The organism is Lawsonibacter sp. JLR.KK007 (assembly GCF_036941135.1).
Taxonomy (GTDB): Bacteria; Bacillota; Clostridia; order Oscillospirales; family Oscillospiraceae; genus Lawsonibacter.
The window spans coordinates 1549150-1564227 of sequence record NZ_JAYWSY010000001.1 but is presented as its reverse complement, the minus strand read 5'-3'; the positions used below and the strand labels follow the sequence as shown (position 1 = coordinate 1564227).

Genomic DNA, 15078 nt, shown 5'->3' with positions numbered 1-15078 from the left:
CTCTCTTTCGCGCAGATTCAAAGCGCTTCCACGGCCTCCATGGCCTGATAGATCATATCCTCGCTTATGGGGTAGGGGATGTGTTCCATGTCCGGCCCGGTGACCGTCTCATGGAGCACAGCCTTCAGATGCTCCCGCTCCAGGGGAACCCCCATCCCGGCCAGCGTGGTGGGGATGTCCAGCTTTTGCAGAAAGACCTTCAACTCCCGAGCCCGGTCCCAGTCCCGGTCCACCGCCAGCTGAACCAGAACGCCGTAGGCCACCACATTGCCGTGCAGGTGCTTCTCCTCGAAGCCGGGCAGCAGGACCAGTCCATAGTACACCGAGTGAGCGACAGCGCAGTTGTACTGGTCCAGCACCAGCAGGGACACCAGCCCCGTGCTGACGATGATGGCCAGCGCCGCCTGCTCCAGCGCGAAGCCGGCCCGGTGCTCCCGGCAGTCGGCCAGGGCCTGGACCCCGTGCTCCACCAGGGGGGCGTAGCACATATTGCTGATCTCCCTGCCCAGGGCGGAGCTGTGGGCCAGCTTGTCCCCCCGGGCGGCGAAATGGCACTCGAAAAACTTGCCGATTGTGTCCCCCATCCCCGCCTGGAGGTACTGCCAGGGGGCATGGGCCAGAATGTCCAGGTTGATAAAGCAGTGCCGGGCGGGCCGGGGGTAGAAGGCAAACCGGTCAAAGGAGCCGTCCTCCCGATAGACCACCGACAGGGCGGTGGTCCCGGCGCAGGTGGCGGCGATGGTGGGGAAGGTGAACACCGGCAGTCCGGCGGCGAAGGCCGCGCCCTTGGCGGTGTCCAGAGCTTTCCCGCCTCCCGCGCCGAAAATCATGTCCACCTCCAGTTCCCGGGCGCGCCCGGCCAAGCGGTCTATATTGGCCTGGGTGCAGTCGCCGCCGAAGGGGCGCGCCTCCACAATGCTCAGGCCGCTGTCCAGCAGGGCCGCCTCCAGCCCCGGCAGAGCGGCCGCCATAGCCCTTTCCCCGCCAATGAGCAGAACCCTGCTGCCGAAGGGACGGCAGAACTCCGGCACAAGACTGTATACGTCCGTTCCGACAGAGTAGCCGCAGAAACATACCGATCTTGTCTCCATCATTTCAGCAGCTCCGTCAGCTTGGACAGGCGGGACAGCGCCTCGTCAATGGTGGATTCCTCCCGTGCGAAGTGGAGGCGGATCAGGTGGTTGACCTCCTCCTTAAAGAAGCTGGAGCCGGGCACGGCGGCCACGCCGATATTGACGATCATCCACTCGCAGAACTCCAGGTCGGTCCAGCCCTTGAACTGGGGCAGGTCCAGGAAGTCCTGGATATCGATGAGGACGAAATAGGTCCCCTGGGGAACGTTGTGCTTCAGGCCGATGCGGTCCAGCCCGTCCAGGAAATACTGGCGCTTTTTGGTGTAGACAGCCAGCAGCTGGTCGTAGTAGTTCTCGGGGAATTCCAGGCCGGTGACAGCGGCCTCCTGGAGGGGGGCGGCGGCCCCCACGGTGAGGAAATCGTGGACCTTCTTGGCCCCCTCCACCACCTCTTCCGGCCCCACCAGATAACCCAGCCGCCAGCCGGTGATGGAGTAGGTCTTGGACAGGGAGTTGCAGGTGATGGTGTGGTCGAACATGCCGGGCAGGGAGGCCATGCAGATGTGCCTGCGGGGGGCGTAGACCATGTGCTCATAGACCTCGTCGGTGACCACAAAGGCGTCGTATTTCAGAGCCAGCTCCCCGATGCCCAGCAACTCCTCCCGGGAAAACACCTTTCCGCAGGGGTTGGAGGGATTGCAGACGATGATGGCCTTGGCCCCCTGCCGGAAGCCGGCCTCCACCAACTCCATGTCGAAGCCGTACTCCGGCGGGACCAGGGGGATGTAGATGGGGTCGGCGCCGGACAGGATTGCGTCCGCCCCGTAGTTCTCATAAAAGGGGGAGAACACCATCACCTTGTCCCCGGGATTGCAGATGGTCATCATGGCGCACATCATGGCCTCGGTTCCGCCGCAGGTGACCACGATTTCGGTTTCCGGGTCGATCTCCCGGCCGATGGCCCGGCTCTGCTTTCTGGCCAGGGCCTGGCGGAAATTCTCCGCGCCGAAGGTGATAGAATACTGGTGTGGGCCGGCATGGGCCGCCTTGGCCAGGGCGTCCAGAATCTCACGGGGCGGATTAAAGTCCGGAAACCCCTGGGACAGATTGATGGCGCCATGCTCATCGCTGATGCGGGTCATGCGGCGGATGACAGAATCGGTGAAGGTCTGCACCCGGTTGCTCAGACTTGGCATTGTATAAAACCTCTTTTCCTCCTCAACTGAGGATCTTGTCTGTTTATCATACAAAAAACACGCCCCGCGGTCAAGGGCAAAATGAATAAACATACGAACAGACGGATGCTGGTTGACAGCATGAAAACCCGCTGGACATCGGGCAGCAGATCAACCGGGAAACCCGGAGCTTATATGACCCTAAGCCGGGAGCGGCGCGCGAAGAGAGGCCCCGGTTCCCTTTCCGAGAACCGGGGCCTCCTCATTTCCGGCGTCAGGCCGCTTTTTTGCCCACTTTGCGCGCATCCAGAATAAATGGTGCACACACAGAAGCCACCATTAGAAGGAAGAGTACTACGCAGATGGGGCGGGTGGTCATGGAGAGGAGTGTGTTATACAGGGAGTTGCCGTTGAGCAGCATCGCCTGAGACAGTCCCGCCTCCGCAATGGGACCCAGAATCAGGCCGAGCACGATTGGCACCACATTATACCTATACAGCTTCAAAAGGCAGCCAATCACCCCGAACACCATCATCACAACCACGTCTTTCAGATTCCCGCGCACCGCATAGGTCCCCATAACGCTCAGGGACAGAACAAAAGCACTGAGGACATTCTTGGGCGTCAGGGTGACCTTAGCGAAGTGCTTCGCCCCGAACATACCGATGAACAGCATCAGCAGATTCGCGATAAACAGCGCGCAGATGAAGGGGTATGTGACCTGCTTTTCGCTGGTAAACAGGCCGTAGCCGGGGGTCAGGCCCTGGATGGTCAGTCCGGAGAGCAACACCGCAGTCGTGGCGTTCCCAGGGACGCCCAGAGTCAGCGTGGGGATCAGCGTGCCGCCGGTGACAGCGTTATTGGCCGACTCACAGCAGGCCACGCCCTCCCGGGCGCCGTGGCCGAAGTCCTCCTCCTTGCTGAACACCTTACCCACGTTGTGGGAGACATAAGAGGCCACATCCCCGCCAGTCCCGGGGATAATCCCCACCACAATACCGATCACAGCGGAGCGGAGATAGGTCACCGGGTAGCGGACCAGGTCCTTCCAGTGGAGCCTGGCCGCCCTGAACTGGGCGATCATGTCCCTGTCCGCTAGTTGAACTGGGTCCTTCAACGTGGTAAAAATCTGAGATACGCTGAACAGACCGATAACGGCGGGGATCATGGTGATGCCACCCATCAGGAAGGTGCTTCCAAAGGTAAAGCGGGACTGACCCAGAATGGGGTCCATGCCAATGCAGGCGGCGGCCAGACCCACACAACCCATCATTAGCCCCTTCAGCACATCCTTTGTGGATAGGGACGCGATGATGGTCAGCCCGAACAGGGCCATCATAAACCGCTCCTGAGGACCAAACTGGAAGGCGAAGCGGGCCAGCGGCGGAGCCAGGAAGATCAGCGCCAGCACGCTGACAATACCGCCCCAGAAGGAGGCCACCGACGCTTCCACCAGCGCGCCATGGGCCTCGCCCTTCAGCGTGAGCGCGTGGCCGTCCATAGCGGTGGCCGCCGCGGCGCTGGTGCCGGGGGTGTTGATCAGGATGGCGGAGATGGAGCCGCCGAACATGGAACCGCAGTAGATGGCCCCCAGAAAGACCAGGGCGGTGGTGGCATCCATGGTATAGGTGATGGGAATCAGAACAGCAATGCCCATGGTGGGTGTAAAGCCGGGCAGGGCCCCCACCGTAATGCCAACTACCGTCCCCAGCAGAGCGAACAGAAGATTGACTGGAGAGAATGCAGTCAGAACATACCCTAAAATCTCATTCATAGCCGCCCCTCCCTACATCAAGAGCCCTTTGGGGAAGTGGATGCCCAACAGGGTAAACAGGCCATAGATCAACACAGCAAAAATCAGCGTTATGATGATATCCCGGACAATGTGCCTTCCATCCTTGATCGGCTCGAAGGCCAGCACAATGGCTCCGGTTGCCAGGACAGAGATAACCAGATAGCCCAGCCGGGGAATGAGGAAGATCCAGACCCCGGAGATGGCCAGCAGGATCAAAACATTTTTGAGCTGGGGCAGGGAGAGGGGCAGTACCTTGCCGTCCTCCCGGGTCCGGGCCCACTGGACGCCGGCCACGGCCGCGTTGACAGCCGACAGAACCCCGCCCGCGACGCAGATCAGCTTGGGCCAGTAGGATGCCCCCGCCTTCAGCTGAACGGCCTGGAAATAGAAGAAAACGAAGAACGCCAGGACAATCAGACTGCTGGTGAAGTTTCTTTTATTCAAATCGGTCACCTCATATCCAAAAGGGTGTCAGTCGGCCGTCGGCATGTCCCTTTTCTCGGGGACATGCCGACAGGACCGGAGGTTTGTTACGCGAGGCTCTCCAGAATGGGAGCGGCCAGCGCGGCGGTATTCTGAACGGCGGCGGTAAAGCCGGCGGAATCGACATAGCTGTAGCCGAAGCTGGCCTCGGCCGCGGCGGCCTGGAACTCAGGGTCGTTGAGGGTGGTCTCCACGGCGGCATCAAAGGCCTCAACAATGGCGCTGTCCACTCCTTTCATATAGTAGAAGCCGGCGAAGGTGTCTGTGGCATAGCCGGGATAGCCCAACTCCTCCAAGGTGGGGATGTTGGTAAAGCCCTCAGCAGTGGACTTGGTGCCCAGATTGATGAGCACATTGTAGTCTGTACGGCCCACCAGATCGGGTTCGCTGACGGCGTGGCCCATCACATGGCCGCCCATCACGGCGGTGTAGCAGTCAGCCGTGCCGCCGGTGAAGGGGACGCTCAGGGCGTCCAGATCCTCGCCGTGGAGAAAGGAGGCAAAGGCCAGGTGGGCAATGCCGCCGTTGCCAGCGTTGGCATAGGTGAAGGCGCCGGGGTTATTCTTGATGTAGTCCAGCACAGAAGCGCCGTCGGTAAAGTTTTTGTTCTCCGCGGAGACGGCCAGATAGAACGGAGAGGAGGAGGTTTGGGAGACCGGGATCAGGTCGTCCACTGTATACTCCGTCTCGCCGCCGGCGGGCTTATAGACCGTGGGGGTGGGCAGACTGAAGAGAATATTGTTCCCGTCGGCAACCTTGGTCAGGAATTCGGTAGTGCCGATCACGCCGGAAGCACCGCCGACGTTGACGATCACAGTATTGACGCCTAGGTGCTTTTCCAGATAGGGCTGGATAAAGCGGATCTGGCTGTCGGTATTGCTGCCGGCGTTGAAGGGGACGGTGATCGTAATCGTGTCGGAGAAGGTATATCCCTCGACGGGCTGAGAGGCGGAGACGTTGTTGGAGCCGCTGCCGGAGACGCTAGGGGCGTTGTTGGAGCCTGCGGAGCTGCCCGACTGGCTCCCGTTCTGCCCGCAGGCGGCAAGAGACAGGATCATTGCGGAGGCAAGAACGGCGGCAAAAAGCTTTCTCATTGAAATATCCTCCAAATTCAATTTATTTTTGATCGTTGTTGGTGTAGCGCTTGCGGAAGAGCTTCTTAATTTCGGCAATGGGGGCATCCCGCTCGATCAACTTCCGCATCACGATCTCATCGGCCAGGATCTCCTGGCACTCCTTCAGTACGTAGGCGGCATGCTGCGGAGGAACGGCGCAGATGCCCGAGTCGTCCGCGATAATCAGATCGCCGGGGTTGATCTGAACATTGCATAGCACCACGGGGCCGTTGATCTCAATCGCCTCGATCCGGCATTTTCCGGTTTTGGGGGTGACGCCCCGGCACCAGGTGGGCACGCCGTACTTGCGGATCTCGCCCACATCCCGGACCGCGCCGTCAATGACAACGCCCTCCAGCCCCCTGAGTTTGGCCGAGACAAAGGACTGTCCTCCCATGCTGCTCATTTCAGTCATTCCTCCGGCGTCGCCCACCAGCACATCCCCCGGTTCGGCCAGATAATTGACCTCCCGGGAGGCCATCTTAATAAAATCGTGGTCATGCAGGCCCTGCGTGGTGGTCTTTTCGATGGGAATGCTGCGCAGCGTCACGGCAGTGCCCACAATCATATGCCCCGGCTCAATGGGGGGCAGCAGGTTGGCGGGGATCACCTTGTTGTAGCCCAGGGTGTCCAGAATATCGCTGACCGTGCCGGTCAGGTCATCCTCCAGCGCCTTGAAGCCGTCCACAATTTCTTTGGGGACGCGGGGGAATTTGATCATCTTGATATTCTCCTTGTCGATCACGCCCCAGATGCGCCCGGCAGCTTTATACTCCTCATATTCCGCTTCTACCTTTGGGTTCATCATAGCAATGTAAGCCTTCTTTCAAACATGTAATCTGCCGCAAATTATTTGTAGCGGGCACGGAACAGGGGCCGCAGTTCGGAGATGGGGGCCTTGCTCTCGATAAGCTGGCGCATCCGCTCCTCGGCGGCGGCGATCTTCAAGCACTCCTCCAATATAGGCTCAGCCAGCTCATAGGGGACAATGCACACGCCGGAGTCATCCGCCACCATCAGGTCGCCGGGGATAACCAGTTTGCCGCACAGGGTAATGGGACCGTTCATCTCCACGCACTCCATGCGATATTTGCCAGTAATCTGCGTGGTGCCGCAGGAAAACACGGGGTAGTCATACTCCCGGATAGAGGACACATCCCGGCAGCAGCCGTTGATGATGTTGCCGGCAAAGCCACAGCTTTTGCCCACGGTGCAACTCTGGCCGCCCATGTTGGACACATCCAAATTGCCGCCGAAGTCAGAGACCAGCACATCGCCAGGCTCGCCGATGTAGTAGATATCCCGGGTGGACATGGCGATAAAATCGTGGTCGTGGGCGCCCTGGGTGGGGGTTTTGCGCACTGGGATGTTGCGGATGGTCACGGCGGGACCGCAAATTTTGCTGCCAGGGATGACGGGCTTCAGGTAAGAGGTTGGGATCGCACCGTCAATACCGTAGGAGTCCAGAACATCCGAGACCGTGGTGGACATATCCTCCATGGACAGGTAGCCGTCAATGATCTCCTTCCTCACCCGAGGGAATTTGATCTTGGTGATCCGCTCGCGGGGAACCAGCCCCCAGATGCGGCCCGCCGCCTCATACTCCGCATAGTCCGCGTCCCGTTGAGCCCGCTGCTCAGCGACTTCCTTATTATAGGCCTCAACCTGACTGATATCCATATTGTAGCACTCCTTGTTGTTTTTGAGGTTTCCGATAAGGAAACTTAATTCATTGATATATTAGCACATTTCCTCCGATTCCGCAAGCTTTTCCGAAAAAATCAATTATTTTTAGATATTCAAACATAATTTTGCCGTCGTTTTAATTAAAAATGACGGCAAAGTTTTCTGTCAGAGAATTTTCGATTTTCATGTTTCTTCTTACGGCGATGTTCCAATCGTCCCCCGCATCAGGTCCTGAGACATCTCTTCCGCAAGCTCCTTCACCAGGAAGATGTACCGCTCCTTTTTGACCTCATCCACCCGCATCCGGGGCGCACCGATGGAAATTGCCGCCCAGACGCTGCCAGCCTCGTCCCGAATGGGCGCGCCGATGCCAATCGTCTCAATATTCAGTTCGCCGTTGCTGATCGCATAGCCTTGCTCCCGGATCCTGGCATACTCCTTCAAAAGGGCGCCGGGTGAGGTGATGGTCTGCTCGGTAAAGACGGTCAGCGGCTCCTCCATCAGGCGTTTCCGGATCACTTCGTCATCCTGAAAGGCCCCCAGAACCTTTCCAGTGGCGCCAGCGTGAAGGGGGCGCTCCTGGCCCACGCTTCCCGCCACCCGAACCAGCTGCAGGCTCTCCTCCCGATACACCAGGTTTGCCTTTCCGTTAATCAGCATGCTGAACGAGGCATTTTCCCCTGTCAGGTCCCTCAGCCGGACCAGATATGGCTTGATCATTTTGGACAGGCCGATCTTATCCTCATAGGTCTTCCCTAAAATGTAGATAACCGGCCCCAGGGTGTACTTATGGCCGACCGTTTGCGCGGCCAGGCCGCTCTGGACCAGGGCCGCCAGAATTTTAAAGGTACCGCTCTTGGTACACTCAATTTTCTCTCCCAGATCCGTAACACCATGGATGTAGGGCGCTTGTCCAAGTGCCTTCAGCAGCGCGGCCGTCTTTTCAGAAGCGTTCATATTTTATCCCTCACACAACAGAAGTATCTTATATTGTATGGGTGTTTCCAGCCGATTGTCAAGATATATCATCAGGAAACTTACCGCGTGGCCTCTGACACGTCGAAAGCAGTCAAGTAAAAAGGGCCAAATGGGGGTGAGGCAGTCTTTTTGTACTCGCCTCAGGTTGATTTTGTCGATAATGTACTCACGGGTAAGAGGGCTCAGTCTCTCTTTTTTCAGCCGCTCAAAGGGAATCTCGTTGGTGGTGGCGTGGACTTTCCCATTGACCTTATTGCACCAGGCCAGGGCCTGTCCGTTCAAGTCCGCCAGGCTGTTGTACTGGATCCCCACCATAAAATTATCTCTGACAAACTGAACCGTCCGCTCTACTTTCCCCTTCGTCTGACCCCGGTAGGGCCGGCACAGAATTGGCTTGAACCCATAGAATCCCGCGAAGTCCTCAAACTGCCGGTTTAGCGTGGAGTCCTCCTGCTTCAAAAGCCACTTGATGACTACCTGCTTTTGGATGGCTCTTAGCGGCTTTGCCGCTTAGAGCCATCGCATCCCCCTTGCGGGGACATGTTATCGTACAGAATCTCCTCCGGGTAGCCTCCGAAATACCGAAACGCGTTCTGATGGCACCGTATCAACGTGTTTGTGCTCATATCCGTTACGAACTCGATGTACCGCATCCGCGAATACCCCAGAATCATGAGAAAGCAATACAGCTTCTTCCACTTTCCGTCCTCGTACACCAGGTGATCCTCGAAAAATCCCCAGTCCATCTGCCCTTGCTTTCCGGGCATCGTCTCAAACCGCACCGTTGCTTTCTCATTCAAGTCCATCTTCCGGCTGCTCACATACGCCTTGACAATACTGTAACCTCCGTCAAACCCCATCTCCCGCAGCTTCTCCAGTATCCGCAGCGCCGAATACGGCGCCTCCTCCAGCCACTCGTCCACGATCTGCTTGTACGGGTCCATCTTTGTGGGCTTCGGTTCGCTCAATGTGTACTCCGGCTTCTGCGGCGATTCCGCGTACCGCTTTGCTGTTCGCGGGTCCATGTGGTACTTCCGGCCCAGCTCCACATAGCTCAGCCCTTTTTGTCTGTCGCTTCGGATTTCCATCCACTGTGCTCCTTTCATTTCCTGACTCCCTTTCCGGGCTCTTTTTCGCCCTGATTGGGAGTCTATCTTTTTTCCCTCCTCTCCGCCACAAAACTACATTTTTTCCTCGGCGTTTTTTTACATTTTATCACTGGCGCTGACAATGTTCGAGGACGCACAGACGACCGTTGAAAACATGGGAAAGGTTGTCGTGAACAGCGTTTCAATGGACCTTGAACGTTTCCCGAATTTATCCGTTTCGTTGTTAAACCGCCTGACGGCCAGCGCGTCCGGCGGTTTTTCAAATACCAAAAATCCAACAGAGCAGAAAAGGAGCGAAGAAGTCATGGACGGAATCAAAGATATTAAGACCCCGGAGGGATTGCGGGCGGCGTTCCCCGATTTGGTAAAGCAGATCGAGGACGCGGCGACCGCCGCGGAGCGCAAGCGGATTCAGGACATCGAGGGCGTGGCGCTGGCGGGATTTGAAACCATTGTGAACGCCGCAAAGTTTGAAAAGCCTGTTTCCGCCGGAGACGTTGCGACGCAGATTGTCGCGGCGCAGAAGAAGCAGAGCGCGGACTATATCGCCGCCCGAAATGACGACGCGCAGGACAGCGGCGCGGGCGACGTGGGAACCGGCGGAAAGATCGAGGGCGCGGCAGGCGGCGGCGGGACAAGCGAGATCGACGCGGCGATTGACCGGCTTTTCCCTGAAACGAAGTAAAGGAGGAAACGACCATGTATGAAATCAAGCGCGACGAACTGACCCGCAAAAATGTTTTTGCGGGCGACTTCCCCATTGCAAAGGAAGTGGGCGAGGTTGCGGAGGGCGAAACCGTCCGGCAGTATGCCCCGGTCATCAAGACCGCGGGCGGATTCAAAGAAGCGACCGCCGCCGGGCTGGACGAACTGTACGGAATCGCCGCCGACGATTCTACGGACGGCGGCGTTGTCTGTATGCTGACCGGCGAATTTTTCGCCGATGGGCTGACCTTGCCGGAGGGTGTGACAGCGGAAGCCCTGAAACCCGCTTTCCGCAAGCTGGGAATCTTTTTGAAGTAAAGGGAGGAAAAAGAAATGGCTATTGAAACCGATATTTACACACCGCGCACGTTGGGGAAGCTGGTTCGCCGGTTGCCGCCGGTTCGGACGTTCTTCCTTGACACGTTCTTTCGGAATAAAAGGACGTTCTATACGAAGAGCGTCGAAGTGGATTTCAAAAAGGGCGGTCGCGCCCTTGCCCCGTTTGTTCACCCGAAAGTGGGCGGAAAGACCGTTCCGAACGCGGGCTATCAGACCGTAAGCTACACGCCGACGCTGGTTGCCCCGAACAAGATTACGACCGTAGACGACCTGCTGGAGCGGTCCGCGGGCGAAAATCCGTACAGCGGGAAAAAGCCCGCTGACCGCGCCGTGGAAAAGCTGGCGGAGGATTTACGGGAGCTGAAAGAAATGATCGTGCGCCGCCGGGAGTGGATGGCGGCAACGGCGATCTTCACCGGGAAAATTCCCATTATCGGCGAAGGGCTGAACGAAGAGATTGACTTTGGTTTTGATAATATCGAAACCATTGTAACAGACGCGTTGAAATGGACTTCCCCAACGTCCCACCCTCTTGCGGACATTGAGCGGTGGCGCAAAAAGGTTCAGAAAACCGGGTTTGTGAACTGTAATATTTGCATTATGGCAAGCGACGTTTCCGCGGCCTTTGTCAGCCACCCGGAGGTCATGAAACAGTTGGACGTTAAAAGTTATGACCTTGCGGCGATCAAACCGCGGGAAATGCCTGACGGGACAACCTACATCGGGACCATTCGGAAGTTGGGGATGGACATTTACGAATACAACGAATGGTATCTTGACGACTGGACAAACCCCGCCGCCCCGGATGAATACCCGCTTGTTCCCGACGGCGCACTGGCGCTTTTGAGTACGCGGGCGGACTACTCCGAATATTACGGAGCAATCACGATGATTCCGGAAGATGGGAAACGGACAATTACCGTCGAGGGCGACATGGTGCCGCAGACGTGGGTGGAGCGCCGCCCGGACCGCCGCTTTTTGCAGATCAACAGCAAACCTCTTCCCGTTCCGCATGAGGTCAACAGTTGGTTTGTCGCCCACGTGCTGTAATGCTGAACTTCAAAGCACAGCTTGACCGGGACTTGGAAACCGTCTTTCACAACAGCGCGGAACACGCCGACGTTGTGGAATTCTGGATTGACGGGACCCGGTACAAAGGGCCGGTCATCATCGACGACGGCGGCGCACAGGACAGAACCAAACCGGCGACAGATCACGTTGACGGTTTGGTTCTTGTCGATTTAGTCATGTATGTTCCGCTGTCATTGCTGGGGCAGACCCCGAAAAAGGGGTTGACCGTGGAGATCGGCGACGACCTGTACGAAATCACAAAGGTTCACCCGGAAGCCGGGGAAATCGTGCTTTATTTGGAGATGTTGACCGAATGATTCAGATTACAAACGATCAGATCGAGCGGGTGAACCTGATTCTTTCCGGCATACCGGGCGGCGCGCAAAAGGCGATTTCAAGCGTTATCCGCCGGGCGAACAGTACGGTCAAGGCCGAAACCGTCCGGCAGATCACGGGAACGTATGCTATTTCCGCACAGCGCGTCCGGGCCGGGGGGAATATCCGCACACAGGTCCAGAAAGCCGACGGCGGCGTTGTGGGAACCGTGACTTTCGCGGGCTATAAGTTGCCGCTGTACCGCTTCAACGTAACGCCGACATTGCCGATTCAGCGGGCGGAAGTGAAAGCGGCGGTCATGCGGGGGAACGGTCAAACGCCGTTCGTCCATGCCTTTATTGCCCGGATGAAGAGCGGTCACACAGGAATGTTTGAGCGCGAAACGGGGCGTTCTTTCCCGGTAACTGAATTCATGGCACAGTCAACCGCGCAAATGGCGGGGAATGAGGAAGTGCTGGAACAGGTTTCGGAAAAGGCACAGGAAACCGTAAACAAGCGCATTGAACACGAAATAACCCGCATTCTGAACGGCTACGGAGGGTAAACAATGACACCTTTGGAACTTTTGGACGCGCTGAAAGCCTACATCGAGAACGAAACAAGGGATTTGCTTTTGCCCGTCCGGGTGGACCGAAAGAGCGGGAAGAACAACGAACGCCCGGCGGAGGTTCATAAAATGGCGATTCCGACGAAAAAAGCGGAAGTTGAGCGGATTCCCTACGTCCTTTTGCAGTTTTTGACCAGCAAGGACGAACAGGAGCCGGGAGAGTACCCGGAAAGCAGTTGCAAGATTCGCATTGTCGCCGCGACCTATTCGGAGGACAAAGCGGAGGGGTCCTTGTGCCTTTTGAATCTGCTTACCCGGATTCGGCTGGCATTTCTACGCGACGGGAGCATTCAGGACCGCTATTTGCTGAAAATGCCCCTTGAAATGATTATCTACCCGGATAATACGGCCCCGTACTATTTGGGGGAAATCATGTCGGAATGGACGTTGCCGACGATCAACACAGAATGCGGGATTCCGGGGCCGTATCTGGAAAACAGAACACCAACAGTTGAAAGTGAGGTTGAACAAAGATGGTAGAATTCAAAACCGGCATGAAAAAGGAAGAGTTGCTGGACGTTGCCGCCGCAAACGGTATCGCCGCCGATGACAGCATGACGAAAACGCAGATCATTGAGGCTCTGAACGCCCACAACGCGAAGGAAACCGCCGGGAAGCCCGCAGAGGGGGCCACGGAGGGCGCAGAGAACGCCGCGGGCGGCGAAGGGGGCGGAGATACCAGCCCCGGCGAGAAGCCCGCAGAACGGCCCACAGAGGGCGAAGAGGACACCGGCGGGAGCGGGACCGGCGACGGCGGCGGAGAACAGCCCGCGGAGGAAGCCACAGAGGGCGCAGGAAGCGACGGAACCGGCGGTGGGGGTAACGATACCACCGGCGGAGAAAAGCCCGCAGAACGGCCCACAGAGGGCGCGGAGGGATACGACACGTTCGTATATTGCGGGCCGTCCATTCCCCGCGGGCGGCTGAAAGAAAACGCCGTGTTCCGCGGGACCCTTGCGGACGTGCTGAACTACCTTGCGGACGTAATCGAGGATTACCCGCAGATTCCGCGGCTGATTGTTCCGACGAACCGGCTGGCGGCGTTTTCCGTCAAGGTCAAGACCCCCGGCAATATCGCGCACAAGTATTACACCGACATTGTTTCGGCAATGAAAATGAAGAAGAACAGTAAGGAGGGATAAGCGGTGGCGAACTATTATCACGGCGTATCGACGCGACAGGTTGACACGTCGGTTTCGACCCCCGTTGAAGCGGATTCCGGGATTGCGTTTGTCGTGGGCGCGGCCCCGGTACATACCGTCGGCGGGCCGGTAAACGAACCCGTCATGTGCTACACCTACCAGGAAGCCGTATCCGCGTTCGGGTTCTCCGACGATTGGGAGAAATACCCGCTTTGCGAAATGATCTATTCGCAATTCCAGCTTTACGGCGTTGCCCCCGTGGTGCTGGTGAACGTGCTTGACCCGGAAAAGCACAAGAAACCCGTTGCGGAACAGAACTATCCCGTCACGGACGGCAAGGTTTATCTTCCGCTGGAAGCGATTCAGGCCAGCGTAACGGTAAAGAACAACGCCGCGGCGGAGGGACAGCCGGGCAACTACACCGCCGGGACCGATTACGACACCCTGTACGACGGGGAAAACCTGATCGTCGAAGTGCTGGAGGGCGGAGCAATCCCGGCGAACGCGGGAGAACTGACAATTTCTTTCAATGCGGTGGACCCCGCCGCCGTGACAAAGAAAGAGATCATCGGCGGATTTGACCCGAACACAAAGACGAATTCCGGGCTTGAACTGCTGGATTCCGTCTTTCCGAAATACGGCATTGTCGCCGATTTGGTGCTTGCCCCCGGCTGGTCCCACGATTCGGAGGTTGCCGCGATCATGTCGGCAAAGGTCCAGTCGATTAACGGCGTGTTCGAGGGGAAAGCCCTTTGCGACATTGACACGAACGACGTTCGGCATTACGCCGACGCGCCCGCATGGAAGAAGAAAAAGAACATCAATTCCAAATATCAGCTTATTTGCTGGCCGCTCTTCAAGCTTGGGGAGCGGGTTTTTCATGCTTCCGTACAGGCGGCGGGCCGAATGGGGTTGACCGATTCGGACAACGGCGGTTGCCCGGCGGAAAGCCCGTCGAACAAGCTTTTGCAGATCGACAGCGCGGTTCTTGCCGATGGGACGGAGGTTCTGCTGGACCTCCAGCAAGCCAACTATCTGAACAGCAATGGCATTGTTACCGCGCTGAACTTCATCGGCGGCTATGTCCTTTGGGGCGACGAAACCGCCTGCTTCCCCGCCGATACGGACGTAAAGAATTATTTCATTTGCGTTTCCCGTATGTTCGGCTGGGTTGCGAACTCCCTTGTTCTGACCTATTGGAGCAAGGTTGACAAGAAAATGACGCGGCGGCTGATTGACAGCATTGTTGATTCCGTAAATATCTGGCTGAACAGCCTTGTTGCGGAAGAGAAATTGCTGGGCGGGCGGGTTGAATTCCGGGAAGAGGAAAACCCCGTTACTTCCCTGATGGCGGGCAAGGCGACGTTCCATATCTTCCTGACCCCGCCCAGCCCCATGCGTGAATGTGAATTCGTGCTGGAATACGACGTGGAATATGTTTCCGCGGCGCTGACGGCGTAAGGA

At 57.6% G+C, this 15078-nt stretch carries 18 protein-coding genes; 8 read left to right on the top strand and 10 right to left on the bottom strand.

The features are described 5' to 3' along the window. Positions 1 to 17: 17 nt before the first annotated feature. The 10 genes from VV088_RS08620 to istA form a co-directional block, all read right to left on the bottom strand. The gene (locus VV088_RS08620; RefSeq protein ID WP_334600288.1) at positions 18 to 1094 is read right to left on the bottom strand and encodes an iron-containing alcohol dehydrogenase family protein; all 1077 of its coding nucleotides are present in this window, start codon (positions 1092 to 1094) and stop codon (positions 18 to 20) included. After that, on the bottom strand, positions 1091 to 2269 hold the full coding sequence (locus VV088_RS08615) for a pyridoxal phosphate-dependent aminotransferase (RefSeq protein WP_334600287.1): 1179 nt from the start codon (positions 2267 to 2269) through the stop codon (positions 1091 to 1093). The genes VV088_RS08620 and VV088_RS08615 overlap by 4 nt, the downstream gene beginning before the upstream one ends. A 253-nt stretch (positions 2270 to 2522) precedes the next feature. After that, positions 2523 to 4022, bottom strand: coding sequence for a tripartite tricarboxylate transporter permease (locus VV088_RS08610; RefSeq protein WP_334600286.1), 1500 nt, complete (start codon positions 4020 to 4022; stop codon positions 2523 to 2525). A 12-nt stretch (positions 4023 to 4034) separates the two neighbouring features. Continuing rightward, positions 4035 to 4487, bottom strand: coding sequence for a tripartite tricarboxylate transporter TctB family protein (locus VV088_RS08605; RefSeq protein WP_334600285.1), 453 nt, complete (start codon positions 4485 to 4487; stop codon positions 4035 to 4037). Between the two features lie 86 nt (positions 4488 to 4573). Continuing rightward, positions 4574 to 5620 carry a tripartite tricarboxylate transporter substrate binding protein gene (locus VV088_RS08600; protein ID WP_334600284.1) on the bottom strand — a complete coding sequence of 349 codons (1047 nt, stop codon included), beginning with the start codon at positions 5618 to 5620 and terminating at the stop codon, positions 4574 to 4576. A 22-nt stretch (positions 5621 to 5642) separates the two neighbouring features. Then, the gene (locus VV088_RS08595; protein ID WP_334600283.1) at positions 5643 to 6449 is read right to left on the bottom strand and encodes an RraA family protein; all 807 of its coding nucleotides are present in this window, start codon (positions 6447 to 6449) and stop codon (positions 5643 to 5645) included. 41 nt (positions 6450 to 6490) lie between these two features. After that, positions 6491 to 7321 carry an RraA family protein gene (locus tag VV088_RS08590; protein ID WP_334600282.1) on the bottom strand — a complete coding sequence of 277 codons (831 nt, stop codon included), beginning with the start codon at positions 7319 to 7321 and terminating at the stop codon, positions 6491 to 6493. 201 nt (positions 7322 to 7522) lie between these two features. Then, on the bottom strand, positions 7523 to 8284 hold the full coding sequence (locus tag VV088_RS08585; RefSeq protein ID WP_334600281.1) for an IclR family transcriptional regulator: 762 nt from the start codon (positions 8282 to 8284) through the stop codon (positions 7523 to 7525). 3 nt (positions 8285 to 8287) lie between these two features. Beyond that, entirely contained in the window at positions 8288 to 8764 is a 477-nt protein-coding gene (locus tag VV088_RS22740; RefSeq protein ID WP_442913124.1) for a hypothetical protein, read from the bottom strand. Positions 8765 to 8799: 35 nt separating this feature from the next. Beyond that, complete coding sequence (gene istA, locus VV088_RS08575) at positions 8800 to 9411, bottom strand: IS21 family transposase (RefSeq protein ID WP_334598916.1); 612 nt, start codon at positions 9409 to 9411, stop codon at positions 8800 to 8802. 307 nt (positions 9412 to 9718) lie between these two features. Between istA and VV088_RS08570 the strand changes: the two genes are divergently transcribed. The 8 genes from VV088_RS08570 to VV088_RS08535 are packed head-to-tail and all read left to right on the top strand — an operon-like array spanning position 9719 to position 15075. Continuing rightward, entirely contained in the window at positions 9719 to 10099 is a 381-nt protein-coding gene (locus VV088_RS08570) for a hypothetical protein (protein WP_334600280.1), read from the top strand. A gap of 14 nt (positions 10100 to 10113) precedes the next feature. After that, positions 10114 to 10437, top strand: a complete 324-nt coding sequence (locus VV088_RS08565) for a hypothetical protein (protein ID WP_334600279.1) — start codon at positions 10114 to 10116, stop codon at positions 10435 to 10437. A 15-nt stretch (positions 10438 to 10452) separates the two neighbouring features. Continuing rightward, positions 10453 to 11508 carry a major capsid protein gene (locus tag VV088_RS08560; RefSeq protein WP_334600278.1) on the top strand — a complete coding sequence of 352 codons (1056 nt, stop codon included), beginning with the start codon at positions 10453 to 10455 and terminating at the stop codon, positions 11506 to 11508. Further along, positions 11508 to 11846, top strand: coding sequence for a hypothetical protein (locus VV088_RS08555; protein ID WP_334600277.1), 339 nt, complete (start codon positions 11508 to 11510; stop codon positions 11844 to 11846). Before VV088_RS08560 ends, VV088_RS08555 begins: the two co-directional genes overlap by 1 nt. After that, the gene (locus VV088_RS08550; RefSeq protein WP_334600276.1) at positions 11843 to 12409 is read left to right on the top strand and encodes a hypothetical protein; all 567 of its coding nucleotides are present in this window, start codon (positions 11843 to 11845) and stop codon (positions 12407 to 12409) included. Before VV088_RS08555 ends, VV088_RS08550 begins: the two co-directional genes overlap by 4 nt. A 21-nt stretch (positions 12410 to 12430) precedes the next feature. Beyond that, positions 12431 to 12952, top strand: coding sequence for a hypothetical protein (locus VV088_RS08545; RefSeq protein ID WP_334600275.1), 522 nt, complete (start codon positions 12431 to 12433; stop codon positions 12950 to 12952). Continuing rightward, complete coding sequence (locus VV088_RS08540) at positions 12946 to 13614, top strand: hypothetical protein (RefSeq protein ID WP_334600274.1); 669 nt, start codon at positions 12946 to 12948, stop codon at positions 13612 to 13614. Before VV088_RS08545 ends, VV088_RS08540 begins: the two co-directional genes overlap by 7 nt. Before the next feature lie 3 nt (positions 13615 to 13617). Further along, positions 13618 to 15075: a phage tail sheath family protein gene (locus tag VV088_RS08535; RefSeq protein ID WP_334600273.1), complete on the top strand. Its 1458-nt coding sequence runs from the start codon at positions 13618 to 13620 to the stop codon at positions 15073 to 15075. The last annotated feature ends 3 nt before the right edge of the window (positions 15076 to 15078 follow it).

Bases quoted from the DNA above. Each gene is read 5' to 3' on its own strand.
- VV088_RS08585 (WP_334600281.1), bottom strand. From the start codon at position 8,284: ATGAACGCTTCTGAAAAGACGGCCGCGCTGCTGAAGGCACTTGGACAA.
- VV088_RS08615 (WP_334600287.1), bottom strand. From the start codon at position 2,269: ATGCCAAGTCTGAGCAACCGGGTGCAGACCTTCACCGATTCTGTCATC.
- VV088_RS08590 (WP_334600282.1), bottom strand. From the start codon at position 7,321: ATGGATATCAGTCAGGTTGAGGCCTATAATAAGGAAGTCGCTGAGCAG.
- VV088_RS08600 (WP_334600284.1), bottom strand. From the start codon at position 5,620: ATGAGAAAGCTTTTTGCCGCCGTTCTTGCCTCCGCAATGATCCTGTCT.
- VV088_RS08620 (WP_334600288.1), bottom strand. From the start codon at position 1,094: ATGATGGAGACAAGATCGGTATGTTTCTGCGGCTACTCTGTCGGAACG.
- VV088_RS08555 (WP_334600277.1), top strand. From the start codon at position 11,508: ATGCTGAACTTCAAAGCACAGCTTGACCGGGACTTGGAAACCGTCTTT.
- VV088_RS08565 (WP_334600279.1), top strand. From the start codon at position 10,114: ATGTATGAAATCAAGCGCGACGAACTGACCCGCAAAAATGTTTTTGCG.
- VV088_RS08540 (WP_334600274.1), top strand. From the start codon at position 12,946: ATGGTAGAATTCAAAACCGGCATGAAAAAGGAAGAGTTGCTGGACGTT.
- VV088_RS08610 (WP_334600286.1), bottom strand. From the start codon at position 4,022: ATGAATGAGATTTTAGGGTATGTTCTGACTGCATTCTCTCCAGTCAAT.
- istA (WP_334598916.1), bottom strand. From the start codon at position 9,411: ATGAAAGGAGCACAGTGGATGGAAATCCGAAGCGACAGACAAAAAGGG.
- VV088_RS08570 (WP_334600280.1), top strand. From the start codon at position 9,719: ATGGACGGAATCAAAGATATTAAGACCCCGGAGGGATTGCGGGCGGCG.
- VV088_RS08550 (WP_334600276.1), top strand. From the start codon at position 11,843: ATGATTCAGATTACAAACGATCAGATCGAGCGGGTGAACCTGATTCTT.
- VV088_RS08560 (WP_334600278.1), top strand. From the start codon at position 10,453: ATGGCTATTGAAACCGATATTTACACACCGCGCACGTTGGGGAAGCTG.
- VV088_RS08595 (WP_334600283.1), bottom strand. From the start codon at position 6,449: ATGATGAACCCAAAGGTAGAAGCGGAATATGAGGAGTATAAAGCTGCC.